This window comes from Methylobacillus pratensis (genome assembly GCF_054072455.1).
The window spans coordinates 372,247-396,027 of sequence record NZ_JBSUSR010000003.1 but is presented as its reverse complement, the minus strand read 5'-3'; the positions used below and the strand labels follow the sequence as shown (position 1 = coordinate 396,027).

Below are 23,781 nucleotides of genomic sequence, written 5' to 3'. Positions count from 1 at the left end.
TGCGTTAAAAATACAGCAATCAACAACATCAGGCATTTGCACCAAAACAGTGCAAATGCCGGCTACCGCCGGGTGCCAGCACCAGGCTGGCGATGAGAGGCTCAATCCTTGCCTGAACGCCAGATCGAGATCATCAACATGATGCCGATGACGAATGCGAGGAAGAAGCCAAGGAAGCCGAACGCGGGCAGGCCGAAAAGCTCGGGCCCGCCACGCACTGTCATGACGATGGAAGAGCCGATGATCAGCGAGGCGGTGATCAGCGCCATGGTAAGCCGGTTGGTACTGTGGTCAAGCTGGTGCCCGAAGTGGTCCAGGCGCTTCAAGTCCAGGTTGAGCTTCAACCTGCCCCGTCCCGCCTCCTTCAGCACCTGCGATACGTCGCCGGGCAGGTCGCTCACTGCGCCCAGCGTCTTGCTGAAACCGCGCGTGCCCTTGCGCCACAGCGTCTTGGGCATGTAACGCTCGATAATGATCTTCTTCACGAAAGGCGTGAGGTGGCTGACGATCTGGAAATCGGGATCAAGCTGGCGCCCTAGGCCTTCTAGGGTGATCAGCGCCTTGAACAGCATGGTGAGGTCTGGCGGCACCGACAGATGGTTCTCGCGCATGATCGTGGTGAGGTCGTTCAGCAGGATGCCGAAGCTGATGTGCTTGAGCGGCGCATTGTCGTAGGTGCAGATAAACTCGTCGACATCGGCCCCCAACTTGTCCTCGTCCACCACCACGTTGCCCGCCCAGGCAATGAGGATGCCGCGCAATGTATCGATGTCGCGCGACACCAGCGCGGCGAGCAGGTCGGCGATTTCATTGCGCCGGTCTATGCTGATGCGCCCGACCATGCCGCAATCAATCACGGCGATCTTGTTTTCCGGCAGGAAGAAGATATTGCCCGGGTGCGGATCGGCATGGAAAAAGCCGTCGATCAGGACCATCTTCATGACCGCATCCGCACCGCGCGCTGCCAGCAGTGGCAGGTCCATCCCGGCTTGGCGCGCTTCTTCCAGGCTGTTGCCCGGTATGCCATTGATCTTTTCCATCACCAGCACGCTTTCGCTGGTGTAATCCCAATAAATCTTGGCGAAACTGGTGGTCTTGTCAGAGAGAAAATTGCGTGCGAAGCGCTCGGTATTGCGCCCTTCCAACGCCAGGTCGAGCTCGCGCTTCAATGACTTGGAGAACTGGTCCACGATCTCGGTGGGATTGAAGCGCCGCGCCTCCTCCACTTCAGCCTCGATCAGGCGCGCGATGTGGTGCAGCAGGCGCAGGTCGGCGTCAATGTTCTCGCGTATGCCGGGCCGGCGCAATTTCAGGATCACCGGGGTGCCGTCCTGCAGCTTGGCCTGGTACACCTGGGCAATCGAGGCGCCCGCCACAGGAGTGGTATCGAAATCGCGGAATACCTCAAACGGGGATTTGCCAAGCGCTTCCTGCAAGCCGGGCAGCATATCCTCGAATGGCACGGGCGGCACCTGGTCCTGCAGTTTGGATAGCTCTTCTATCCAGTTGGGAGGAAAAATATCCGGGCGCGTTGCCAGCACCTGCCCCATCTTGACGAAGGTCGGGCCCAACTCCTGCAACGCCATGCGCGCACGCACCTCAGAGGGCAGTTGCATGATTTCACGCGAGGCTTCCGAATTGAGCGCATTGCCCGCCCGGCGCAACCAACTGCGCTTGCCGAGCCGCTCCGCAATGTCACCCCAGCCGTAATGCATGAGGATGCGGCCAATCGCACGCACACGCTTGAAATCACGCATTACCGAAATTGTTTCACGCAGCATAGTCTTCCCGGCCAAAAAACTGAGTTTGTATTATTCGTCCTGATCCAGGCGATCGGCACGCTGCTCGATGCGGGCAGCCACCTCCTTGAGCTTGTGGCTGGCGGCATGGGCCACTTTCGCGCCAACATGCTTGACCGCCTGCTTGCCAGCGCGTTTCAGGCGGCTGCCCGTGCCGTGAATGCGCCTGACGACAGAGCCAGCCAGCAGCCGCGCCCGCTCGCGCGAACCCAGCCTGAAATGGTTGGCATATTCCGCCAGGGTTTGCTCCATTTCTTCCGGACTCAAGTGGTGCAGCACCTCTCGGCGTCTTGCATCTTCAAGATTGGTTTTCAATTTCTGCATAAGTGGATAAGTGCTCGAACTCATGATGACATGCCTTATTCCAACATCGACAAAAGCCATTCTACACCAAGCCAAATGCCTTCCATCTGCTTATTGGCCAGACAGCCGGGCTGGCGTTCGAGTTTCAGGAAAACTTAAAGAATTGGTTTACACGACCGAAAATAAACTAATAGAATCGGGAGTGCTGATGAAATTACCTGCCATTTTTGCTGTTTTGATGTTGCTGAACAATGTCCCTGCCTGGGCGGGAGAGGTCAGCGCTGCCCGGCAGTTCCAGCAGGATGCGACGCAGAGCTGGACCGAATCCGTGCAGGAAGTGCTCATCAACGCCTTGAGCCTCACCGGCATCAAGTACAGCTACGGCGGGAAATCGCCAGAAACCGGGTTCGACTGCAGCGGTTTTGTGCGTTATGTCTTCCAGCAATCCACCAGCATGACCCTACCTCACGGCGCAAAAGCCATCAGCAAGCTCGGACAGCCGGTATCGCAAGAACAGCTGCAACCGGGGGATTTGGTGTTTTTTAACACCTTGAAATCTGCCTTCTCGCATGTCGGCATCTATCTTGGCAACCAGAAGTTCATCCACGCCCCCAGCTCGGGCGGCGGTGTGCAGGTGGTCGATATGACGGACAATTACTGGGCCAAGCGTTTCAACGGCGCCCGCCGCATGGAGGACAGCCGCTAAGCTTCTAAATACTGCACGTCAAGCCAGGGCAGTATCCAGCATCATCATCAGCACGAAACCGACAATCAAGCCGCTGGTCGCAAAGACCTCATGTCCCTTGCGGTGCGATTCTGGAATAATCTCGTGACTCACCACGAACAGCATGGCGCCTGCGGCGATACCCAATCCCCACGGCAGCAGCGCTGCCGAGGAGCTTACGATCGCGGCGCCGAGCACGGCACCTGCCGGTTCAACCAGGCCGCTCGCCATTCCGATCAATATCGCGGTACGGCGGGAATAGCCCACCACCGCCAAGGCCATCGCCACGACGAAGCCTTCCGGGATATCCTGGATCGCGATCCCGGTAGCCAGCGCGCCGCCGCGCACGACGTCGCCGCCAGCAAAGCCCACGCCGATCGCCAGGCCTTCCGGCACGTTGTGCAGGGCGATGGCAAACACGAACAGCCAGGTACGCTTCAATGCCAGCGTATTCTCGCGCTCCATGCCCTTGATGAAGTGCTCATGCGGCACCCAGCGCTCCAACGCCAATAACAGTGCAGCGCCGATAATGATGCTGCCGCCCACCATGGAGGCGGCGCCCCATGCGCTCGCGCCTTGAGCCTGGGCCGACTCGATGCCCGGCACGATCAGTGAAAAGGCACTGGCGGCGAGCATGACGCCTGCCCCAAAGCCGAACAAGGTATCCATGATGCGGTCGGGCAACTGCTTCCAGAAAAAGACCGGTAAAGTGCCTGCCGCCGTTGCCAATGCCGCGGCGGAGCCTCCCCAAAAGGCGTCGCGCACCTGGGGCACTCCCCAGGCGGCTTGCCCCCAATCCCCCAACAACTGCACCATCAGCAGAATGACGGCCAAGGTAGCCAGGACTATCATCCACAGCCATAGTTTTTGCCGATTGCTGGCGAGAATGAAGGGGAAGTTCATGACAAGTTCCAGTCTTATTTAGACAAGGCTTCCTGGTAACGACGTGCGACTTCATCCCAGTTGATGACATTGAAGAACGCGCCGATATATTCCGGGCGGCGGTTCTGGTAACGCAAGTAGTAGGCATGCTCCCAGACATCCAGGCCGAGAATCGGCGTGTTGCCGTGGGACAAGGGGTTATCCTGGTTGGCGCTGCTTTCCACAATCAGCTTCTTCTCGGGAGTCACTGACAGCCATGCCCAGCCGCTGCCGAAACGCGTCAGAGCGGCCTTGGTGAAGGCTTCCTTGAATGTATCGAAACCGCCGATGTCGGACTTGATCGCATCTGCCAAGGCGCCGGTAGGCTCTCCGCCGCCATTGGGGGACATGACCTTCCAGAACAGGCTGTGGTTGGCATGGCCTCCGCCATTGTTGCGCACAGGGCCGCGCAGGTTTTCCGGCAGGCTGTCCAGCTTGGCGACAAGCGACTCTACCGGCTCGTCGGCAAAAGGCGTGCCTTCGATGGCCGCATTCACGTTGTTGATATAAGTCTGGTGATGCTTGGTATGGTGGATTTCCATGGTCTGGGCATCGATGTGCGGCTCGAGGGCCGTGTAAGCATAATCAAGGGGGGGTAATGTATACGCCATTATTTTGCTCCTTAGTTTTTTGATCGTTAAATTTTAGAGGGAATGTTGAACCCGGTTGCCGCAGTCAATCTGCACGAGCTATCTTATGCTTTTTAGCACAGAAAATCTCACTGGGATTCAGGATTTAGTGTAGCGGCTGGTCTTGCAGGCTACAGAACTGCCCGCAGACGCGCAAGGTCCTCGCTACTAAAGGATGTTGACTATACAGATGGCTAAAGTTCAATAGTTCTCTGTATGTACGGCGCCCGTGACGCTGGGCTGCTTCGCGCAATGCGCAATGCATCGCGGGGTCGGAGCAAATGCGAGACAGGCATTGGTGCACCTCGCACAGCCGGCATGCCGCAGTATTGATATCTCCCTGGCGTGCATAGACATTGGCGAGGTTATGGTGGGATACCACATAGGCGGCAATCACGGTATCAATCGGCACGGCCTGCTCATCCGCCTGCACGCATTCCCTGAGCAGCAGCTTGGCTTGCTCGAGCGCTGTTTGGTATTGCTGCAACGCAAGCTGGTCCTGCTTGTCGGAGTAGGCGCGGTTTCCCTGGCGAATGGTATGTTCCCAAGTCGAGATCGTATGGTCGGATGCTTCGTCAGGTAGGGAAGATATGGTGTCGTGATGCCTGACCGGGCTCATGTGGCTGGCTCTACAATTAATAATGACAATGAGAGGAATTATTATTTATTTACAAACGCAATACAACTCCCTCGCGTCATAAAAATTGGAAAGAGATGACAACTGGCCCAAGTCCAGCGATAGCAGGCGCTTAATGCGCCTGCAGATTCTGTTTGGAAAACAAGCGTCCTTGCACGCAGTCCACGCGCATTTTTCGCGCCCAGTCCAAGGCTGCGCAGGTATCCACGTCGGTCATCACCGTTTGCACGCCGATCTTGCGCGCCGCTCCTACCAGCCAGTCCACCATCGCCTGTGCGGCCTTGCCGTCCAGCTCCCGCAGTGCACGGCTGCTGAATTTCACCATGGCGGCATCAAGAAAGGCGCTCAAGGAGAACATGCCCCAGGACAGTCCGGCGTCCTCCAACGCGACCGAGGTGCCGGAATGCTGCAACAGATCCATCATGTGCTGGGTGCGGAAAGTCTCATGCATGGTGTGGTTCTGGACGACATTGATGACGATCTCGCGCTCGGACCAGGCATATTCCTTGAACAGGCCGAGGAATGGGTTGTCCTCCCCCTCGCCTCCGGCAAAGAAACTATCCATGTCAAGATCCAGCATCAGCCAGCCCTCGCCCGGAAAGCTGGCAATCTGCAGCTTCTTCAATTCCAGCTCGAGATGAAACAGCAGTAGCGGATTCTTGCGCAGGCTCACCCTCAGCTTGTCTGCATTCAACGGCCTGCCGTTGCGCGCCCAGAACCGGGCATGGGCCTCATAGCCCAGCATCTCGATCGATTGCACGTCCACGATAGGCAAATAATCAGTGCCGAATTGCCGTGTCATCACCACGTCCAGCAATTCGTTGGGAGCCATGTCGTGCGGCTCAATCTCATGATCGAGCAATAAGGCTCCTATTTCCGATTGGTTAAATGCATTCATGTTGATGAACCTTCCACAAAATCCCTGTCCGGAAACATCATAAATGAGAACAATTTACATTTAAAGAGTTATTTCCAACTATTTTAGTCGGATATTATTTCCCTCCCGCAAAATCCTATTTAAATAATTAAATTTCAGCTACTTGCGATCGCTATGGCCGAGATCGCGCTCGGGATCGATACGGTCGCGCACCAGTTGCTTCAATTCCTTCGACTCGGGAAAACGTCCGTGCTCCTTGCGAGAAAATAGCAGCTCGCCATTCAACCTGACCTCAAAAATCCCTCCCGTTCCCGGAACCAGACTGACGCGCTTAATGTCTGACTCGAACGTTGTCAGCAGCTCCTGCGCCATCCAGGCCGCTCGCAACAGCCAGCGGCACTGCGTGCAATATTCGATTTCCAGTTCCGGCAACTTGGGCAGACTCATTGACTAACAGCTCCATATGTAAAATAAAGAAATTTAGCGTTCAAGTGATTGAAAAGCAAAAAATGACTGTGCGATACTCTCCAACGTTTTGCAATGACAACATAAATAGCGGAAAATGGGCTAGTCGCTCCCTGTCTTCCAATTACAACCATTAGTATTCAACCATTCTGGTTTTTCCATTGAGGAATCGTTTTACATGCGCAAACTTAAAAAGATCGGCTTGATCGTCGCAGGCCCGTTGCTTGGCGTCATGCTGAGCTTGAGTTACTCCGCCATTGCGGACAAGGAAACCAAGCCGCAGCTGCCGCTCGATGACCTACGCACATTTGCCGAAGTATTCGGCAAGATCAAGAGCGACTATGTAGAACCGGTTGAAGACAAGAAGCTGCTGACCGAAGCCATCAACGGCATGCTATCCGGGCTGGACCCCCACTCGGCCTACCTGGACGCTGATGCATTCAAGGACTTGCAGGCAGGCACCCAGGGCGAATTCGGTGGACTGGGCATTGAAGTCGGCATGGAAGACGGTTTCGTCAAGGTAGTTGCCCCGATCGAGGACACACCCGCATACAAGGCCGGCCTCAAGAGCGGCGACCTGATCATGAAACTGGACGACACGCCGGTGAAAGGCATGACGCTCACCGATGCCGTCAAGCGCATGCGCGGCAAGCCAGATACCAAGATCAACCTGACCGTGTTGCGCAAGGGCGAAGCCAAGCCGCTGACCTTTGTGCTCACGCGCGCCATCATCAAGACCCAAAGCGTCAAGTACAAACTGTCTGAACCCGGCTATGCCTATATCCGCGTCACCCAATTCCAGGAGCATACCGGCGAAGACCTCGCAAAGGCGCTGAAAGCCATGCGCGAACAGAACAAGGAAGCCTTCAAGGGCCTGATCCTCGACCTGCGCAACAACCCTGGCGGCTTGCTGAACGCGGGTGTCGGTGTTTCCGCAGCCTTCCTGCCCAAGGGCGAGCTGGTGGTCTATACCGAAGGCCGGGGCGAAGAAGCCAAGATGCGCCTCACCGCCAACCCTGAAAACTACGTGCGTGGCGGCGCACGCGCAGACTACCTGCGCGACTTGCCAGCCGACCTCAAGACCCTGCCTATCGTAGTGCTGGTCAACGGCGGTTCCGCATCCGCTTCGGAAATCGTCGCCGGCGCATTGCAGGATCACAAGCGAGCGATCATCATGGGCACCCAGACCTTCGGCAAGGGCTCTGTGCAAACCATCCTGCCGATGAACAACGGTGCGGCCATCAAGCTCACCACCGCCCGCTATTTCACGCCGAAGGGTCGTTCGATCCAGGCCAAGGGCATCGTGCCAGACATCTTGGTGGAAGAGGCAACGGTCAACTCGCAAGAGCACGCGGCAATGCTGCGCGAGGCTGACCTGAGCCGCCACCTGAGCAACCCCAAGGACGGGGAAGAGGCTCCTATCGTCCAGCCCGCTCCAGCCGAGCAAGAGGATACCAAGCCCGAGGCACCTGCTGCCGAGCCTGACAGCAAGGAGCAGAAGGACAAGGCAGCGCCAAGCGGCCCGATCGAGCCAGGCTCCAAGGCCGATTACCAGTTCAACCAGGCGCTCAACCTGCTGAAGGGCCTGCAGATCCTGCAACGCAAATAAGCAAAACCCCAGGTCGCCCTCTGGCGGCCTGGCCTCTGCAATCCTGCAATTCCCGCCATGCTAGACCGCCTCATCATTGAATTCGACAAAGGCCTGCGCACGCTGTTGGCCACGCCGGCCAGCCAGCGCCCATATCCAGGCGCCGCCCTGCCAGAAACGCTTACTGAGAAACAAGACAAGCGTCATGCCGCCGCCTTGATGCGGGCCAACCATACCGGCGAGATATGCACACAAGCCCTCTACAGCGGTCAAGCCATTAGTGCGCGCAGCCCTGAAACAGCCGCCACGCTTCGTGCAACTGCACAGCAGGGGGCCGAACACCTGGCCTGGTGCGAAAAACGCATCAAGGAACTGGGTAGCCACACCAGTTTGCTCAATCCGTTGTTTTACGGCGGCTCTTTTGGCCTGGGATTGCTCGCAGGCGCGTTGGGAGACCGTTGGAACCTAGGCTTCGCAGCGGAAACCGAACGCCAGGCCGGCAATCAACTGGCCCGCCATCTTGAGACATTGAACGCCGACGACCAAAAAAGCCGCACAATCATCAGCCAGATACAAGCCGATGCGGCGGGCCATGCGCAGCAGGCGGCTACGCAAGGGGCAACCGGGCTCCCGTTACCGCTCAAGGCAGGCATACGCATTCTTTCCAACATCATGACAACGACGACTTATCATCTATGACGACATTCAGCGAAATACTGGCTGGCCTCGAGTCCAGCGACCATATCCAGAAAATCGAGCTTCTCGACATCAAGGGCAGTGCGGCAGGCTCCATTGAGAACAAGCCGGGCAGCCAAGGCTCCGTGAAGGTATACCACCACCTTTACAAGAAATACGGCAGCATCAGCGTGGCGGCGGCCCGGGAAGGGCTGGAGATTTATGCCGAGCATACCGGCGACGCCGAGGCCAACCCGGGCAAACATCCCAATATTGATCGCTTGTTCGAGATCATCAGGAACGAACAACCGCTCAACGTCAACATTATCTAGCCCCCAAGCCCCAATCGGGGCTTTTTGTTGCATCAACTCCAAAATTGCCATAACTCCGCATTTCCAATACCTAAAAAATGTAAATTGTTGTTATTTTTCTTTGCAAATTATTCACATTACCAATAGCACCCATTATCATTTCACCGCTTTTTAATTCATCAGGGAAATGAATAATGCAACCTCGTTTTAAACTCCGTGCAGGAGTATTGGCACTGCTTTGCCTGTCGACCGGCCAATTGGCCTTGGCTGAGGATACATTGCCTGAAATCCAGGTGAAGGCTGAAGGTGCCTCCGAGCCTCAAGTGACGGAAACCACCAAGTCCTACACCACCAAGACCAGTACAACTGCGACAAAGCTCAACACTTCATTGAAGGAAACGCCGCAGTCGATCTCAGTCATTACCAATAGCTTGATCAATGACTTCAAGCTGTCTTCGGTCAATGACGTGCTGGATCTCGCTACCGGTATCCGTGTAGAACGCGCCGAGACTGACCGCACTTACTATACTGCCCGGGGCTCGGACATCACTAACTTCCAGATCGACGGTATAGGCGTTCCTTTTCAAACTGGATTGCTGATCGGCGACATGGATAGCATCATCTATGACCGTATCGAGGTATTGCGGGGTGCTAATGGCCTGCTGACAGCTACCGGTAATCCATCCGCCACCATCAATTTCGTACGCAAGCGTCCCACCAGTGATTTCCAGGCCAAGATCAACCTAACAGTGGGTTCATGGGACAGGCGCCGCATAGATGCGGATATCTCCGGCCCACTCAATGAAGCAGGCAACGTGCGTGGACGCCTGATCATGGCGCACCAAAAACGCAACTCCTACCTCGACCACTACAGCCAGGAACGCAACCTGGCTTACGGCATCATTGAGGCAGATATTACCGACAACACCGCCGTGGCCTTTGGCCATACCTATCAGCAAAACAACAGCAATACTCCAACCTGGGGAGCGCTGCCCTTGCTATATGCAGATGGTTCCAAGCGACATTACAGCCGTTCCACCATGCCGGCACCGGACTGGACTTACTGGAACACCCTCAACAACACCAGCTTTGCTGAGCTAACCCATACCTTCAATAATGGCTGGAAGATCAAGACGCAGTTTTCACGTAAGACTGAAACCGGCCAGTCCAATTTGTTTTATGTCATGGGCAATGAAGACCCTAATACAGGGGCGGGCTTGATATATTACGGCGGCAATTACCATGACACTTTCAAAGAATATGTTGCCGACATCTATGCGTCCGGCCCCTTCTCTCTCGCAGGCCGTGAGCATGAATTGGTAGTCGGCTCCAGCTGGTCACGCGCTTATGGCCGAGCCAGTGGCACCGGCACAGGCTACATTGCGCTTAGCAGCTTCGATAGCATCGCCACTCTGCCAGAACCCAACTGGGTAGGATGGTCAAACTTTGGCTCTAGGTCGCAAAAGCGCCTCAACCACTATGCTGCCGCCAAGTTCAATCTGACCGAAAACTTGAAACTCACTACTGGTGCCAGCATGCTGACCTACAAGTACGAAGGCGATTACTATGGCGGCAACAACGATGCAGAAGCACATGACAAGGTAACCCCTTACGCAGGCATTGTGTACAACCTGACCGGACAACACACCCTCTATGCCAGCTACACAGGCATATACAACCCGCAGACAGCATTGGGCGCCAATCTTCAGCCTCTGGCTCCACTAGAGGGTAAAAACTATGAGCTAGGTATCAAGAGCGATCTGCTGAGCAATCTCAATACTTCATTTGCCCTGTTCAAGACAGTGCAAGAGAATCTGGCAGAATCTACTAATCAGCAAATTGGGAATGTCTATATCTCCAGGGCGATTGATGCCACTACCTGGGGTTATGAATTTGACATGTCCGGTGAAGTCACCGACCGCCTAAAAGTGAATGGTGGCTATACCCGACTTATGAGCGTCAAGGGTAAGAATGATGAAAACCAGAAACCTTATACCCCGAGGCATCTGATCAAGCTGAGCACGACGTATCAAGTCCCACACATCGAGAAATTGAAGGTAGGAGCATCAATCAACTGGCAAGACTCCACTCATTACAACTATGACAATGGCACACGCTATACGCAGGATAGCTATGCCGTGATCAATGTCATGGCAGACTACGAGCTGGATAAGCATTGGACAGCGGCAGTCAATGTCTACAACCTGACCAATGAGAAGTACGTCAGCAGTCTAATGTTCGGTCAGAGCTTCTACTCAGCCCCCATGAATGCCAGCGCTACCCTGACTTGGCAATACTAAGCCGATATCACTAAGCAAAAGCCCCGCAACGCGGGGCTTTTTTATGTCTAGAGCCTGCCGGAAATCGGCGGGTGGTAGATGATCTGTACGTGAGTCCCGGCGGGGTCGGCGCAATAGAAGCTTCTCGCGCCATCGCGATGGGTTTTGGGCGCCATGAGTATCTTGACGCCGTTGGCGACAAAATGGGCATGCCACTCGTCCACCAACTCTATATGGCTGATGATGAAACCGATATGGTCGAGTCGCTGCTTGCCATCCATAGCTTCGTTGCTGCGGTGCAATGCGAGGTTGTCGTTGCCCGAGGTGAGATAGTAGTTATCGGGGTCGGGCTGCCACTCGACCTGCATGCCGAGGATGTCGACATAGAAATGCAGGCAGGCCTCGATATCTTGCACGAACAGGGCCACATGGCGCAGCCCTTGCATGCCCTGGGGTCGGCTCAAAGCTCGGCCTCTTGGATTTCGAAGCCGTGGGTGATCTCGGCCGCCTTGCCAAGCATGATGGAAGCCGAGCAATACTTCTCGGCCGATAATTTGACGGCGCGTTCCACCTGGGCCGGATTCAGGCCCTTGCCGGTCACGACGAAATGCACGTGTATCTTGGTGAATACCTTGGGGATTTCGTCCGCGCGCTCGGCGATGATCTCGGCCACGCAATCCGTCACGGGCTGGCGCGACTTCTTGAGGATGGTAACGACATCGAACGACGTGCAGGCGCCCATGCCGATCAGCAGCATTTCCATCGGTCGCATGCCCAGGTTGCGGCCACCGGCTTCCGGCGCGCCGTCGAGCACCACGGCATGACCGGTCTCTGACTCGCCCATGAAACAGACGTTCTCAATCCACTTAACACGTGCTTTCATTTTGCCTTTTGTCCCACTCAACCTAGATGGAAAAAACATCCACGGCCCATGCCATGGATGCCATTAGCAAGCGCTTACTTGACGCCCAGCAGCTCCACATCGAATACCAGGGTGGCATTAGGCGGGATCACGCCGCCGGCACCGCGCGCGCCATAGCCGTACTCCGGCGGGATGACGAGGGTGCGCTTGCCGCCCACCTTCATGCCGGCAAAGCCTTCGTCCCAACCGCGGATGACCTGTCCGCCGCCCAGATAGAACACGAAAGGTTCGCGGCGATCCACGGAACTGTCGAACTTGGCGCCCTTGCCGTCGGGTTTGCTGGGGTCGTACAGCCAGCCGGTGTAGTGCACGGTCACGTTCAGGCCGGCTTCGGCTTCACGGCCTTCACCTACCTGGGTGTCGATTTTCTGTAATTCGGTGATGTTGTCGCTCATTACGATTTTTTCCTTGTCACTATTGGTATCGGCTGAACAGCCACTCATGGCGAGTATGGCCAGCACGAACGCGCTTGCCAGCATGGCAATTGGTTTCATGGATTACTCCGATAGCAGGTTTACAACAGCAGCGCACTCGCCAAACACAGGCGCTTGCACGCGGCGCGAAGCCAGTATGATACCTAGATTATGCGGCCCTGTGCGGATCAAGGCTGCTGGTAGACCCAGTCGATGAGCGCATCCTGCGCCGCGCGCGAGGCGCTGGCCTTGGGATCGTTCACCATGATCACGGCTACCCAGCGCCGACCCCTGCGGTCGTGCACATAGCCCGCCAAAGCGCTGACGCCGTTGATGGTGCCGGTTTTCAGATGCGCGCTGCCCCTGGCCTGGCTGTTGCGCAAGCGGTTGGCCATGGTGCCGTCCACCGAGGGGATAGGCAGCGCGGAAAGATATTCCGGCATCACCGGGCTGGCGTAGGCCGCCAGCAGGAATGCCGCCATATGCCGCGCCGTGATCTGCTCATCGCGCGAGAGCCCGGAGCCGTTCTCCAATATCAATTCAGGGAAATGCAGTCCCTTGCTGGCAAGCCACGCTTTGACGACATGAACGCCATCAGCCTCGGTCGCCGGGCTGGCAACCCGCTCTGCCGCCATGGTCAGGAACAATTGTCTGACCATGAGGTTGTTGCTGTATTTGTTGATGGTGCGGATGATTTCCGACAACGGCTGCGAGTCGTGGGTCACCAAGCGCTGGGCACCTTCCGACAATGCGCCATAACGCCACCCGCCGCGGAGCTTTCCCCCTAGCGACAGCCAATTGCTGCGGAACAAGCCGTAGGCATATGGCCCATCTTCCAGCACGTTCAATTCCAGGGTCTTGTCGCGGCAAGCCGAAGGGTAATCGCCCTTGAATGTCACTGCAACTTCATCGCCCAGCGGCTCCACCACGAACTGCAGCCGGCTTTTCCAATCTCCGCAATCGCCGCGCACCAGGTTCAACTGGTTGTGAATATGGATTTCCGGCAATTCAGGATCGGCCTCGATGTTCAGCTTGCCCCTCTCGACGAGGAAATGGAACGAGGTGGACTTGATATTGACGGCAAACGCGTTGGGAACGGCGTTGTAGGGCGCATGCGGTTTGTCGTCGAATTCGGCGGCGTCATGGTAGCGCCGGGCAAAATAGCGGGTATCGAGCACGATATCGCCCCGGATGTCCTCCACGCCCGCCAATTGCAAGTCTTCCAGCATCGCCCGCATATCGGCGGCAAGCAGGTAGGGGTCGCCGCGCCCTTGAATGATCAGGTTGCCGTGCAAGACGCCGTTTTCCAGCCTTCCATCATGGTAGACCTCGGTACGCCAACGATAGGCCGGCCCCAGCAACTCAAGCCCGGCGTAGGTGCTCAGCAGCTTCATAGTCGAGGCGGTCTTCATCGGCCGGTCGCTTTGGTGATCCACCAATGGCGACGGCTGGTCGACACGCTGCACATAGACAGAGACATTCTCGGCAGGAATGCCGTTTTTCCTCAGCAACTCGCCGACCGGTTCCGGCACCGCGGCATGCACCAGCGTGACCATCCCCAGCAGCAGACCTACCCAAAGCAACCTCATATGCTCTCCTCCAATGCAGCCAAGGCTTGTTCCAGCATCCAGTCCATCTCTTCCTCGCTGATGACGTAAGGCGGCATGAAGTAGACCGTATTGCCCACCGGCCGCAATAGCAGTCCCCGCTGCAACGCCGCCTGGTAGAACCGCTGCTGGAAACCGGGCTGGCCCGGAATGGCGTCGAACGCCCAGATCATGCCGGTGTTGCGCAAGTGGACAATCGGCAGGTTTTGCCATGCCGCCAGCTTGTGGTTGAGGTAATCGGCCTTGCGGCGGTTGCTGTTCAGCACATCCTGCTGCGCGAATATTTCCAGGGTAGCCAGCGCCGCGCTGCATGCCAGGGCATTGCCGGTGTAGCTGTGCGAATGCAGGAAGCCTCGCGCGACATTGTCATCGTAGAATGCGGCATAGACATCATCCGTGGTCTGCACGACGGAAAGCGGCAGGTAGCCGCCCGTGATGCCCTTGGACAAGCAAATGAAATCAGGCTTGATGCCGGCCTGCTCGGTGGCGAACATGGTGCCGGTGCGGCCGAAGCCCACGGCGATCTCGTCCGCGATCAGGTGCACCCGGTAACGGTCGCACAATGCACGCAAGCGCTGCAGGTAGATGGGGTGATACATCGCCATGCCAGCGGCGCACTGCACCAGCGGCTCGACAATCACCGCGGCAATCGCGGCATGATGTTCAGCGATGTATGCCTCGGCTAGCTCCGCGCAACGCAAGGCATATTGCTCCGCGCTCTCGCCCGGCTCCGCAAGCCGCCAATCCGGGCTGGGCAACGATACGGACTCGCGCAGCAAAGGCGCATAGGTATCCTTGAACAGGGCGACGTCGGTGACGGACAGCGACCCCAGGGTTTCGCCGTGGTAGCCGTTCTGCAGGCTGAGAAAGCGCGTCTTGCCGGGCTGCCCATGGTTGCGCCAGTAGTGGAAACTCATCTTGAGCGCGATCTCTGTAGCGGAAGCGCCGTCGGACGCGTAAAAACTATGTCCAAGCCCGGTAAGCGCAGACAATTGCTCGGAAAGCCGTATAACAGGTTCGTGGGTGAAGCCCGCCAGTATCACGTGCTCGAGCTGGTCCAGCTGTGCCGTAATTGCCTGCTTGATATGGGGATGGTTATGGCCAAACAGGTTGACCCACCACGAACTGACGCCGTCCAGGTAGCACTTGCCGTCAAAGTCTTCCAGCCACACGCCTTCGCCGCGCCTGACCGGCACCAGGGGCAGCGCTTCGTGCTGCTTCATCTGGGTGCAGGGATGCCAGACGGAAGCCAGGCTGCGCTGCAACAAGGATGCGTTACTGGTCGTCATGCGCTGGTTTAATGCAGGACGTAGGATGCCGCCTCGTCCGCCAATACAATACGATCCGTCGTCAGGCCCAGGTCCCAGGCGGCTTCCTGTGTCGCCAATTGCAGCATGCTGCTCAAGGCATGGCTCAATTCCGCTGTCAGCGCGATGCTGTAGACCTCCCCGGCCTGGCTATGCAGCTCCAGCATGGATTCGGTGTGGTCCATGTGCACCAGCTTGCATTCCGCGATCAGCACCGGCGGCTCGGCGGTCGCCGGCTTGATGTCATGGTAGGCGCCAGAAAGGTTGATACCCTGTATCAACGGCAAACTTTCCACCTCCTGGTTGAAATGCTCCAACAGCTCCTCGGCCGTCACGGCCAGGGTTTCATGCATGTTCACGGGAGAGAGCTCGCTATCCTGCAGCAACCCCCACAGCACACGCACGATACGCCGCGTCAGCCAGGCATTAAGCTCTGCCGCATCAGCCAGGCTGATTTTGAGCAACATGCGATCCTGGTGGCTGCTGTAGCTCAAATGAAGCTGCTGGATTGCCACATCCTCAAACCCTTCCGACATTTACTGCTCCCTGCAAAACGACTCGATTGAATATGCAATTATAAGGCTTTAAACAACTCTTTACCGGATAATCCACGGAGCTCCCCGCAACGTGAGGCGTCGCCTGGCTCCATAATGGCCTGGCGTGCTTGATACGCCAGCGGTTCCGGCCGTGTGCCGACATCTATTTTCGAAATCAGGAAACCAATTTGAACCTCGGCAGTCGAACCGCTTAGCTACAAGAGCATTTAAGTGTTCCTGTTGCAATAATTTTTTTACCCATGCTAGGATGAATATCGCCTTTAATGTGTCGGGCAGCCCCGATGCATGTAATTGGTAACGATTGACCATAAGAAACGTAATGGAACAAAGATTAGATCCAACTGCCTTGAGAATTCGACTGATATTGCTGTCAGTCGTATTGTCTTTGCTCAGCTTGGCCTATATCTGCATGCAGCTGCCTGACGCACTCTACGTCACGGATGCCAACGTTGTTCAAATCGTCAAAGTCGAATCTTCTCCCACGGGAGGCGGCGAACCGCCTTCCACCCTGGCGCTATCCTTCACCAGCTTCCTGCTCACCGCGCTTTTGCTCGTTGCCAGCGCTCCGGTCTCCTGGACGCGGACAAGCAACACCACGGCAAAACGCCTTTATTTCTCCACCAACGCAAGACCCCGAGATCCTCCATCTCTTGCCTAAGAGCCGCTAACAAAATCCTTCTCTGGCGTCGTTGTTCTGCTGTCTTACCGTACTAGTTGTACTGTCTGCGGCAGAACGCCTAGCCAGAACCGTTGCACTGAATTTTGTTTGCGCCTCAAAGGGCATTTCCTGCCCACGCAGTATTTCCACCGGACGTTAACAATGCGATGAGATCGTATTCAGGCATGGGCTTGTTTTACCCAATGACTTGAATACCTCGAATACCACTGCATGCAGTGGCAAGCAAACGGCTTCATTCGCCATTGCCACGCCTCATGCTGCCCGGTATTCAGCAACGCTGACTGCTCCTGCGGAAATCCTGCCCGGTAACACCCCTAACTCACGCTGACCATTGCCCGCCCGACCCTGTGCGCTTGATGCACATGCGTCGCCAGGCCTTGCACGCGATGAATTCAGGACTTGACCTCTTTATTAACCGAGCATCGATCAATCTTATGATGAAAAAATTTTCTTTCGCCCTAGGCGTGATGGCGGCGCTGCTGAGCGGCTGCCACCAGGCTGAATCCAACGAACCCCACGAACTGCCCAAGCTCAAGGTGACCTCGCCGCTGCGTCAGGACACCTCCATCGTGAAGGAATACGTTTCCCAGATCCGTGCCATCCGGCATATCGAGGTCCGCGCCCTGGAACGAGGCTACCTGCAGGACACGTTTGTCGACGAGGGGCAGCAGGTCGCCAAGGGCCAACCCATGTTCCGCATCATGCCCAACCTCTACCAGGCCGACCTGCAAAAGGCCAAGGCCGAGGCCAACATGACCAAGATCGAGTACGACAACACCAAGGCGCTGGCGGACAAGAACATCGTTTCGCCCAATGAGCTGGCGCTTGCCAAGGCCAAGCTGGACAAGGCCAACGCCGAGGTCAACGTGGCGGAGACGCATCTCGGCTTCACCAATATCAACGCGCCGTTCACCGGCATCATGGATCACCTGGAAGCCAGGAACGGCAGCCTGGTGGATGAGGGCGACCTGCTGACCACTCTGTCCGACATCAGCAGGATGTGGGTGTACTTCAACGTGCCGGAATCCGAATACCTCGACTACGTCCAGAGCAAGAAGAACCACGCCCAGGACAAGGAAAAGGTGAAGCTGAAGATGGCGAACGGCGACGTGTTCGACCAGGAAGGCGTGGTCGAGACCATAGAGGCCGATTTCGACAACAAGACCGGCAACATCGCCTTCCGTGCCGCCTTTCCCAACCCCAACCAGGTACTGCGGCACGGCCAGACCGGCAGCATCCTCATGAGCATCCCCTACAAGGATGCGTTGCTGATTCCGCAGAAAGCCACATTCGAGATTCTCGACAAGGTCTACGTCTACGTCATCGACAAGGACAACAAGATTCAGCAGCGGCTGATCACCATCGATGCGGAGCTGCCCCACCTCTACATCGTCAAGGACGGCCTGGAAGCGAGCGACAAAATCCTGATCGAGGGCTTGAGGAAAGTCCATAACGGCGAGCAGATCGCCGTCGATTTCATCTCCCCTGACAAGGCCATGTCGGACCTGAGCCTTTACGCTGAATAACCCAACCAGGCGACCAGATCAATGCTGAATATTTTCATCAAAAGACCGGTCATGGCGATTGTATTGTCGCTATTGATCGTATTCATGGGGTTCTTGTCGATCAAGACCCTGCCCACATCGCAGTTTCCCGACATCGCGCCGCCGCGCGTGATCGTCTCGCTGGCCTATCCCGGCGCCAGCGCCGACGTGCTGGTGCAATCCTCGCTGATCACCATCGAGCGCGCGATCAACGGCGTGCCCGGCATGAAGTACATCGTGTCTGATGCGACGAGTGCCGGCGAAGCCACGATCCAGGTGATCTTCGACCTCGGCGTGGACCCCAACCAGGCCATGATCAACGTCAAGACCCGTATCGACCAGGTGATGAGCCGCCTGCCCGAACTGGTGCAGATGGAAGGCGTGGTGGTCGAACGCGTGCAGCCCAGCATGCTGATGTACATCAACCTTTACAGCAAGGATAAGCACGCGGACGAGAAATTCCTCTTCAACTACGCCAACGTCAACATCATCCCCGAGATACAGCGCGTCAACGGCATCGCCCAGGCCAAAATCCTCGGCAGCCGCCAGTACGCGATGCGCATCTGGCTCAACCCCGAGCGCATGCGCGCCTACAACGTCTCCACCGAGGAAGTCATGGAGGCGATCAACAGCCAGAGCGTGATCGGCCGCCCGGGCCGCCTGGGCCAGAGCTCGGGCATCACCGCGCAATCCAAGGAATACGTGCTGATCTACCAGGGCCGCTACAACAAGCCCGAACAGTATGCAGACATCATCATCCGCGCCAATTCCGAAGGCGAGATCCTCCATCTCAAGGACATCGCCAAGGTCGAGCTGAACAGCGAGTTCTACGACATTTACTCCAACAAGGACGGTTACCCTTCCGCCGCCATCGTGCTCAAGCAGAACTACGGCAGCAACGCCACGGAGGTGATCGAGCATGTGAAGGAAAGAATGGAGGAACTGAAGGCCTCCTTCCCCGAAGGCATGGATTATGAAGTCAACTACGACGTATCCAAGTTCCTGGATGCCTCGATCGAAAAGGTGATCCACACCCTGATCGAGGCGTTTGTCCTGGTAGCCCTGGTGGTGTTCATCTTCCTGGGCGACTGGCGTTCCACCCTGATCCCGATCCTGGCGGTGCCGGTTTCGCTGATCGGCACCTTCTTCGTCATGCAGATGTTCGGGATTTCGATCAACCTGATCACGCTGTTCGCGCTGGTGCTGGCGATCGGTATCGTGGTGGATAACGCCATTGTGGTTGTGGAAGCTGTCCATGCCAAGATGGAAACCGAGCACTTGACTCCCTACAAAGCCACCCAAAAGGTGCTGGGGGAGATCGGCGGGGCGATCGTCGCCATTACCCTGGTGATGACCGCCGTGTTCGTGCCCGTGGCCTTCATGACTGGGCCGGTGGGCGTGTTCTACCGCCAGTTCTCCATCACCATGGCAGCTTCCATCATCATCTCGGGCGTCGTCGCCTTGTCGCTGACGCCGGTGCTGTGCGCGATGCTGCTGAAGAACAACCACGGCCAGCCCAAGCGCAAGACCCCGGTCAGCCTGTTCATCAACGCGTTCAACCATGTGTTCGAGAAGGTAACGGGACGCTACACCCAATTGCTGGATATCGTCGTCACGCGCCGCATCGTCACCTTCCTCATGCTGGCCGCGTTCGCCGCCGGTACCTTCCTCGTGAACAAGACCTTGCCCGCAGGCTTCATTCCGGGTGAGGATCAGGGCATGGTATATGCCATCATCCAGACGCCGCCTGGCTCCACGTTGGAAGTCACCAACAAGATCGCCCGGCAGTTGCAGGGCATCGCCTCCAAGGTCGAGGGCGTGCAGTCGGTATCTTCCCTGGCGGGCTACGAGGTGCTGACCGAGGGCCGCGGCTCCAATGCCGGCACTTGCATCATCAACCTCAAAGACTGGTCCGAGCGCAAGCAATCCGTGCACCAGATCATCGAGGAGCTGGAAGAAAAAACCAAGGACTTCGGCGCCGTGATCGAGTTCTTCGAACCGCCAGCTGTCCCCGGCTATGGCGCGGCATCGGGCCTGGCGCTGCGCCTGCTCGACAAGACCGATAACACGGATTACCACGAGTTCGACAAGATCAACCAGGACTTCATGAAGGCGCTCGCCAAGCGCAAGGAGCTCACCGGCCTGTTCACCTTCTATGCGGCGAACTACCCGCAGTATGAAATCCAGATCGACAACAAGCTCGCGATGCAGAAGAAGGTCTCGATCGCCAAGGCGATGGACAACCTGGACATCCTGATCGGCAGTACCTACGAACAGGGCTTCATCCGCTTCAACAACTTCTTCAAGGTCTACACCCAGGCCGGGCCGGAATTCCGCCGCTACCCGACCGACATCCTCAACTACTACGTCAAGAACGAGGAAGGCGAAATGGTGCCCTACTCGGCCTTCATGAAGCTGAAGAAGATGCAGGGCCCGAACGAGATCACGCGCTACAACCTGTACAACTCCGCCACCATCCGCGCCATGCCTGCCGACGGCTACACCACGGACGACGCGATCAAGGCGGTGGAGCAAGTGGCGAAAGCCACCCTGCCGCACGGCTATGACGTCGGCTGGGAAGGCCTGTCCTTCGACGAGGCCAACCGCGGCAATGAGGCCATCATCATCTTCGGCGTCGTGCTGGTGTTCGTCTACATGGTGCTGGCGGCGCAGTATGAAAGCTTCATTTTGCCTTTGGTTGTGGTGTTGTCACTGCCCGCGGGCGTGTTCGGCTCATTCTTCCTGCTCAAGGCATTGGGCCTCGCCAACGACATCTACGCCCAGGTCGGGCTGGTGATGCTGGTCGGCCTGCTCGGGAAGAACGCGGTGCTGATCGTGGAATATGCGGTACAGAAGCATGCGCAAGGCCTATCGATCAAGGATGCCGCGATCGAGAGCGCACGCGTGCGTTTCCGCCCCATCCTGATGACCTCGTTCGCCTTTATCGCCGGCCTGATCCCGCTGGTCGTCGCCACAGGCGCGGGCGCGGTGGGCAACCGCACCATCGGCAGCTCGGCGCTGGGCGGCATGCTGTTCGGCACCATCTTCGGCGTCATTCTCATCCCTGGCCTGTACTACATCTTTGCCAAGCTGTCCGACGGCAAATCGATGATCAGGAACGAAGAAGTCGAGCCTTTAACTGAAATCTATCACTACAGCAAAAACGATGATGACCAAGAATAAAGCCATTCAACTTGCCGTGTTGGGATGCCTGGCGCTCATGGTGCAATCGTGCGCCATCCCGACGATCACGAAAAAAGAGCCGCAGGTCGCGCTGCCCGAGCATTACAGCAGCGCGAACGATAGCGCTGCTGGCGCGGGCAGCGCTGCCCGCATCAACTGGAGGGAGTTCTTCGAGGACCAGCACCTGGCGACGTTGATCGATACCGCCATTGCCAATAACAAGGAGATCAACATCCTCATGCAGCGCATCAGCGTTGCCGAGAACGAGATTCTGGCGCGCAAGGGCGAATACCTGCCCTCGGTCGGCATCGGCGCCACCGCCGAAACCGAGAAGACCGCGCGCTATACCCGCAACGGTGCGATCGAGGAAGGCCTGGAGATCAAGGAAGGCAAGCATTTTCCCAAATACTTCGGCAATTACCAGTTCGGGCTGGTCGCCTCCTGGGAGCTGGATGTCTGGAAGAAACTGCGCAATGCCACCAAGGTCGCCACCATGGAATACATGGCGTCGGTGGAGGGGAAGAATTTCCTCATCACCAACCTGGTGGCGGAGGTGGCCAATTCCTACTACGAACTGCTCGCGCTGGATAACGAGCTCGACAACCTGGACAAGAACATCGCGATCCAGGAAAACGCGCTGGGCGTGGTGAGGGAGCTGCAGCAATATGCGCGCACCACTTCGCTGGCGGTAAAGCGGTTCGAGGCCGAGGTCAACAAGAACCAGAGCCAGCGCTATGAGGTGAAGCAGAAGATCGTCGAGACGGAGAACCGCATCAACTTCCTGCTGGGCCGCACACCGCAGCCGATAGCACGGTCTTCTGCCGGCTTCATGGAAATGAAGCCCAAGATGCTGGATGTGGGTATTCCTTCCCAGTTGCTGGAAAACCGTCCCGACATCCGCCAGGCGCAACTGGAGCTGGAAGCCGCCAAGCTCAACATCGAGGTGGCGAAGGCGAACTTCTATCCATCGTTTGCCCTCAAGGCCGGGCTGGGGTTCCAGGCGTTCAACCCACGCTACCTGCTCAACATGCCTGAGTCGGTTGCAGGCTCGTTCGGCGGCGACCTCGTCGCGCCGCTGGTCAACCGCAACGCCATCATCGCGGCCTACAAGAACGCCAGCGCCGGGCAGATCAAGGCCGCGTTCGAGTACGAGCAGGCCATCATCAACGCCTATAGCGAAGTGGCAACCCAGCTGTCGAACCTGGACAACCTCGACAAGAACTACCAGTTGAAGAACAGCCAGGTCGACACCCTGACCAACTCGATCGAAATCTCCAACCAGCTGTTCCAATCCGCCCGCGCGGACTACATGGAAGTGCTGCTGACGCAGCGCGACGCGCTGGAGGCCAAGATGGACCTGATCGAGACCAAGCAGAAGCAAATCATGGCAATGATCAACTTATACAGAGCGTTGGGAGGTGGTTGGCAATAGAGACTATCAATCGTATCGCAAAGCAATCCCCAATATTAATCAATTGATTTTCAGGAGATTTATCATGAAACAGGCAATTTCGATTCTGACCTTCGCGTTATTGGCCTCCTCCGCATTGGCCCAGGCGCAAGACGGCAATACGCTGCTCAACGGCCAAATTCTGGCGGCAGCCAATATCAGTCCGCTCAATGCCACTTTCGACGCGCGCATTGCGGAAACACAGGCGGTCGGGACATCCAAGAACGTGGCCGTCATCACCAACAACCGCCCGCATCCCAAGTACGGCTTCAACATCAACCGCATCAATACCTCCGCCGAGCGGGCGGACCGCAACCTGGGCAAGCACTTCGTCTATGTGCTCCATCCCAAGAACGGTTTCCTGGTCAAACGCTACGTAGGTTGATCAAGTATCGATCAAGGGCAGACTGGTAAAAAAGCTCGAAACTCTGCAGCCTCGGCCTGGTTCGATGAATCAGGCCTTTTTTTGCATATTGGCGCAAGGCATCCAGACCGGCCGGACTCTCCATCAAGGCAGCTTAATTGTCTTGAGTACGGCAGAGAGCACCCCGGGAAACTTCTGCTCGATCTCGGCAAGCCGCAGGGAGTTCAAGTGCTCCTTGCCGTCGATCACGGTTTCCACTAGCCCGGCGGCACGCAGGATTTTGAAGTGATGCGACATGCTGGACTTGGGGCGGTTCAGGTCCAGTTCGCCGCACGTCATCTGCCGTCCCGCCTGCGCCAAGTGCCCAACGATCTCCATGCGGGCCGGATCTGAAAGCGCATACATGATGTCGGTCAGCTCCACTTGCTCGATGGCAGGATGTTTAATTTGTCTCATGGACAAAATTTATCATAGCCGTTAATATGTTTCCATAGTTCGAATATTTTGGAACTATGGAAACAAACCCTGACGCCATCAGGGAAATGCT

24 protein-coding genes are annotated in these 23,781 nt (G+C 56.9%); 10 read left to right on the top strand and 14 right to left on the bottom strand.

Annotated elements, in window-relative coordinates; translation table 11 throughout:
- Window positions 1-101 precede the first annotated feature (101 nt).
- Window positions 102-1,757, bottom strand: coding sequence for an ABC1 kinase family protein (locus ACW4YW_RS09360; protein ID WP_457137283.1), 1,656 nt, complete (start codon window positions 1,755-1,757; stop codon window positions 102-104).
- 54 nt (window positions 1,758-1,811) lie between these two features.
- Window positions 1,812-2,147, bottom strand: a complete 336-nt coding sequence (locus ACW4YW_RS09355) for a hypothetical protein (protein WP_457137282.1) — start codon at window positions 2,145-2,147, stop codon at window positions 1,812-1,814.
- Between the two features lie 163 nt (window positions 2,148-2,310).
- On the opposite strand from ACW4YW_RS09355, the gene ACW4YW_RS09350 reads away from it, so the two are divergent.
- Window positions 2,311-2,808, top strand: a complete 498-nt coding sequence (locus ACW4YW_RS09350) for a C40 family peptidase (RefSeq protein ID WP_457137281.1) — start codon at window positions 2,311-2,313, stop codon at window positions 2,806-2,808.
- Between the two features lie 18 nt (window positions 2,809-2,826).
- Here the strand turns inward: ACW4YW_RS09350 and ACW4YW_RS09345 are convergent, their stop codons facing one another.
- From ACW4YW_RS09345 to ACW4YW_RS09325, 5 genes are all read right to left on the bottom strand, one after another.
- Complete coding sequence (locus ACW4YW_RS09345) at window positions 2,827-3,729, bottom strand: ZIP family metal transporter (protein WP_457137280.1); 903 nt, start codon at window positions 3,727-3,729, stop codon at window positions 2,827-2,829.
- A gap of 14 nt (window positions 3,730-3,743) precedes the next feature.
- Window positions 3,744-4,358 carry a superoxide dismutase gene (locus ACW4YW_RS09340; RefSeq protein ID WP_457137279.1) on the bottom strand — a complete coding sequence of 205 codons (615 nt, stop codon included), beginning with the start codon at window positions 4,356-4,358 and terminating at the stop codon, window positions 3,744-3,746.
- 124 nt (window positions 4,359-4,482) lie between these two features.
- Window positions 4,483-4,995, bottom strand: coding sequence for a hypothetical protein (locus ACW4YW_RS09335; protein WP_457137278.1), 513 nt, complete (start codon window positions 4,993-4,995; stop codon window positions 4,483-4,485).
- Window positions 4,996-5,125: 130 nt separating this feature from the next.
- Window positions 5,126-5,911 carry an EAL domain-containing protein gene (locus ACW4YW_RS09330; protein WP_457137277.1) on the bottom strand — a complete coding sequence of 262 codons (786 nt, stop codon included), beginning with the start codon at window positions 5,909-5,911 and terminating at the stop codon, window positions 5,126-5,128.
- 138 nt (window positions 5,912-6,049) lie between these two features.
- Window positions 6,050-6,337 (bottom strand): SelT/SelW/SelH family protein, encoded by a 288-nt coding sequence (locus ACW4YW_RS09325; protein ID WP_407994662.1) that lies wholly within the window; start codon window positions 6,335-6,337, stop codon window positions 6,050-6,052.
- 196 nt (window positions 6,338-6,533) lie between these two features.
- Here ACW4YW_RS09325 and ACW4YW_RS09320 point away from each other — a divergent pair, with 196 nt between their 5' ends.
- From ACW4YW_RS09320 to ACW4YW_RS09305, 4 genes are all read left to right on the top strand, one after another.
- Window positions 6,534-7,964 carry a S41 family peptidase gene (locus tag ACW4YW_RS09320; RefSeq protein WP_457137276.1) on the top strand — a complete coding sequence of 477 codons (1,431 nt, stop codon included), beginning with the start codon at window positions 6,534-6,536 and terminating at the stop codon, window positions 7,962-7,964.
- 57 nt (window positions 7,965-8,021) lie between these two features.
- On the top strand, window positions 8,022-8,642 hold the full coding sequence (gene coq7 / locus ACW4YW_RS09315; RefSeq protein WP_457137275.1) for a 2-polyprenyl-3-methyl-6-methoxy-1,4-benzoquinone monooxygenase: 621 nt from the start codon (window positions 8,022-8,024) through the stop codon (window positions 8,640-8,642).
- Window positions 8,639-8,950 carry a DUF2322 family protein gene (locus tag ACW4YW_RS09310; protein WP_457137274.1) on the top strand — a complete coding sequence of 104 codons (312 nt, stop codon included), beginning with the start codon at window positions 8,639-8,641 and terminating at the stop codon, window positions 8,948-8,950. The genes coq7 and ACW4YW_RS09310 overlap by 4 nt, the downstream gene beginning before the upstream one ends.
- Before the next feature lie 173 nt (window positions 8,951-9,123).
- Window positions 9,124-11,229: a TonB-dependent siderophore receptor gene (locus ACW4YW_RS09305; RefSeq protein WP_457137273.1), complete on the top strand. Its 2,106-nt coding sequence runs from the start codon at window positions 9,124-9,126 to the stop codon at window positions 11,227-11,229.
- Window positions 11,230-11,276: 47 nt separating this feature from the next.
- Here ACW4YW_RS09305 and ACW4YW_RS09300 read toward each other — a convergent pair whose 3' ends face one another.
- The 6 genes from ACW4YW_RS09300 to ACW4YW_RS09275 all read right to left on the bottom strand — a co-directional run bounded on the left by ACW4YW_RS09300 (window position 11,277) and on the right by ACW4YW_RS09275 (window position 15,993).
- Window positions 11,277-11,654, bottom strand: coding sequence for a VOC family protein (locus tag ACW4YW_RS09300; protein WP_309565110.1), 378 nt, complete (start codon window positions 11,652-11,654; stop codon window positions 11,277-11,279).
- 14 nt (window positions 11,655-11,668) lie between these two features.
- Complete coding sequence (locus tag ACW4YW_RS09295) at window positions 11,669-12,091, bottom strand: OsmC family protein (protein WP_457137272.1); 423 nt, start codon at window positions 12,089-12,091, stop codon at window positions 11,669-11,671.
- Between the two features lie 74 nt (window positions 12,092-12,165).
- Window positions 12,166-12,624, bottom strand: a complete 459-nt coding sequence (locus ACW4YW_RS09290; protein WP_309564296.1) for an FKBP-type peptidyl-prolyl cis-trans isomerase — start codon at window positions 12,622-12,624, stop codon at window positions 12,166-12,168.
- 107 nt (window positions 12,625-12,731) lie between these two features.
- Complete coding sequence (dacB, locus tag ACW4YW_RS09285; RefSeq protein WP_457137271.1) at window positions 12,732-14,132, bottom strand: D-alanyl-D-alanine carboxypeptidase/D-alanyl-D-alanine endopeptidase; 1,401 nt, start codon at window positions 14,130-14,132, stop codon at window positions 12,732-12,734.
- Complete coding sequence (bioA, locus tag ACW4YW_RS09280) at window positions 14,129-15,439, bottom strand: adenosylmethionine--8-amino-7-oxononanoate transaminase (protein ID WP_457137270.1); 1,311 nt, start codon at window positions 15,437-15,439, stop codon at window positions 14,129-14,131. Before bioA ends, dacB begins: the two co-directional genes overlap by 4 nt.
- Before the next feature lie 8 nt (window positions 15,440-15,447).
- The gene (locus ACW4YW_RS09275; protein ID WP_309564293.1) at window positions 15,448-15,993 is read right to left on the bottom strand and encodes a hypothetical protein; all 546 of its coding nucleotides are present in this window, start codon (window positions 15,991-15,993) and stop codon (window positions 15,448-15,450) included.
- A gap of 340 nt (window positions 15,994-16,333) precedes the next feature.
- Here ACW4YW_RS09275 and ACW4YW_RS09270 point away from each other — a divergent pair, with 340 nt between their 5' ends.
- From ACW4YW_RS09270 to ACW4YW_RS09250, 5 genes are all read left to right on the top strand, one after another.
- A complete protein-coding gene (locus ACW4YW_RS09270; protein WP_309564291.1) occupies window positions 16,334-16,672 on the top strand; it encodes a hypothetical protein in 339 nt (112 codons plus the stop codon).
- A gap of 455 nt (window positions 16,673-17,127) precedes the next feature.
- Entirely contained in the window at window positions 17,128-18,219 is a 1,092-nt protein-coding gene (locus tag ACW4YW_RS09265) for an efflux RND transporter periplasmic adaptor subunit (RefSeq protein WP_457137269.1), read from the top strand.
- A gap of 21 nt (window positions 18,220-18,240) precedes the next feature.
- Entirely contained in the window at window positions 18,241-21,420 is a 3,180-nt protein-coding gene (locus tag ACW4YW_RS09260) for an efflux RND transporter permease subunit (RefSeq protein WP_457137268.1), read from the top strand.
- A complete protein-coding gene (locus ACW4YW_RS09255; RefSeq protein WP_457137267.1) occupies window positions 21,404-22,852 on the top strand; it encodes a TolC family protein in 1,449 nt (482 codons plus the stop codon). The genes ACW4YW_RS09260 and ACW4YW_RS09255 overlap by 17 nt, the downstream gene beginning before the upstream one ends.
- Before the next feature lie 64 nt (window positions 22,853-22,916).
- The gene (locus ACW4YW_RS09250) at window positions 22,917-23,255 is read left to right on the top strand and encodes a hypothetical protein (protein WP_309564287.1); all 339 of its coding nucleotides are present in this window, start codon (window positions 22,917-22,919) and stop codon (window positions 23,253-23,255) included.
- 123 nt (window positions 23,256-23,378) lie between these two features.
- On the opposite strand, the gene ACW4YW_RS09245 is transcribed toward ACW4YW_RS09250, so the two are convergent.
- The gene (locus ACW4YW_RS09245) at window positions 23,379-23,690 is read right to left on the bottom strand and encodes an ArsR/SmtB family transcription factor (RefSeq protein ID WP_309564286.1); all 312 of its coding nucleotides are present in this window, start codon (window positions 23,688-23,690) and stop codon (window positions 23,379-23,381) included.
- Between the last annotated feature and the right edge of the window lie 91 nt (window positions 23,691-23,781).

What these genes read in the sequence shown, in the direction of transcription:
- ACW4YW_RS09360 (WP_457137283.1), bottom strand. Translation starts at nt 1,757, where the DNA reads ATGCGTGATTTCAAGCGTGTGCGTGCGATTGGCCGCATCCTCATGCAT.
- ACW4YW_RS09355 (WP_457137282.1), bottom strand. Translation starts at nt 2,147, where the DNA reads ATGAGTTCGAGCACTTATCCACTTATGCAGAAATTGAAAACCAATCTT.
- ACW4YW_RS09350 (WP_457137281.1), top strand. Translation starts at nt 2,311, where the DNA reads ATGAAATTACCTGCCATTTTTGCTGTTTTGATGTTGCTGAACAATGTC.
- ACW4YW_RS09345 (WP_457137280.1), bottom strand. Translation starts at nt 3,729, where the DNA reads ATGAACTTCCCCTTCATTCTCGCCAGCAATCGGCAAAAACTATGGCTG.
- ACW4YW_RS09340 (WP_457137279.1), bottom strand. Translation starts at nt 4,358, where the DNA reads ATGGCGTATACATTACCCCCCCTTGATTATGCTTACACGGCCCTCGAG.
- ACW4YW_RS09335 (WP_457137278.1), bottom strand. Translation starts at nt 4,995, where the DNA reads ATGAGCCCGGTCAGGCATCACGACACCATATCTTCCCTACCTGACGAA.
- ACW4YW_RS09330 (WP_457137277.1), bottom strand. Translation starts at nt 5,911, where the DNA reads ATGAATGCATTTAACCAATCGGAAATAGGAGCCTTATTGCTCGATCAT.
- ACW4YW_RS09325 (WP_407994662.1), bottom strand. Translation starts at nt 6,337, where the DNA reads ATGAGTCTGCCCAAGTTGCCGGAACTGGAAATCGAATATTGCACGCAG.
- ACW4YW_RS09320 (WP_457137276.1), top strand. Translation starts at nt 6,534, where the DNA reads ATGCGCAAACTTAAAAAGATCGGCTTGATCGTCGCAGGCCCGTTGCTT.
- coq7 (WP_457137275.1), top strand. Translation starts at nt 8,022, where the DNA reads ATGCTAGACCGCCTCATCATTGAATTCGACAAAGGCCTGCGCACGCTG.
- ACW4YW_RS09310 (WP_457137274.1), top strand. Translation starts at nt 8,639, where the DNA reads ATGACGACATTCAGCGAAATACTGGCTGGCCTCGAGTCCAGCGACCAT.
- ACW4YW_RS09305 (WP_457137273.1), top strand. Translation starts at nt 9,124, where the DNA reads ATGCAACCTCGTTTTAAACTCCGTGCAGGAGTATTGGCACTGCTTTGC.
- ACW4YW_RS09300 (WP_309565110.1), bottom strand. Translation starts at nt 11,654, where the DNA reads ATGCAAGGGCTGCGCCATGTGGCCCTGTTCGTGCAAGATATCGAGGCC.
- ACW4YW_RS09295 (WP_457137272.1), bottom strand. Translation starts at nt 12,091, where the DNA reads ATGAAAGCACGTGTTAAGTGGATTGAGAACGTCTGTTTCATGGGCGAG.
- ACW4YW_RS09290 (WP_309564296.1), bottom strand. Translation starts at nt 12,624, where the DNA reads ATGAAACCAATTGCCATGCTGGCAAGCGCGTTCGTGCTGGCCATACTC.
- dacB (WP_457137271.1), bottom strand. Translation starts at nt 14,132, where the DNA reads ATGAGGTTGCTTTGGGTAGGTCTGCTGCTGGGGATGGTCACGCTGGTG.
- bioA (WP_457137270.1), bottom strand. Translation starts at nt 15,439, where the DNA reads ATGACGACCAGTAACGCATCCTTGTTGCAGCGCAGCCTGGCTTCCGTC.
- ACW4YW_RS09275 (WP_309564293.1), bottom strand. Translation starts at nt 15,993, where the DNA reads ATGTCGGAAGGGTTTGAGGATGTGGCAATCCAGCAGCTTCATTTGAGC.
- ACW4YW_RS09270 (WP_309564291.1), top strand. Translation starts at nt 16,334, where the DNA reads ATGGAACAAAGATTAGATCCAACTGCCTTGAGAATTCGACTGATATTG.
- ACW4YW_RS09265 (WP_457137269.1), top strand. Translation starts at nt 17,128, where the DNA reads ATGATGAAAAAATTTTCTTTCGCCCTAGGCGTGATGGCGGCGCTGCTG.
- ACW4YW_RS09260 (WP_457137268.1), top strand. Translation starts at nt 18,241, where the DNA reads ATGCTGAATATTTTCATCAAAAGACCGGTCATGGCGATTGTATTGTCG.
- ACW4YW_RS09255 (WP_457137267.1), top strand. Translation starts at nt 21,404, where the DNA reads ATGATGACCAAGAATAAAGCCATTCAACTTGCCGTGTTGGGATGCCTG.
- ACW4YW_RS09250 (WP_309564287.1), top strand. Translation starts at nt 22,917, where the DNA reads ATGAAACAGGCAATTTCGATTCTGACCTTCGCGTTATTGGCCTCCTCC.
- ACW4YW_RS09245 (WP_309564286.1), bottom strand. Translation starts at nt 23,690, where the DNA reads ATGAGACAAATTAAACATCCTGCCATCGAGCAAGTGGAGCTGACCGAC.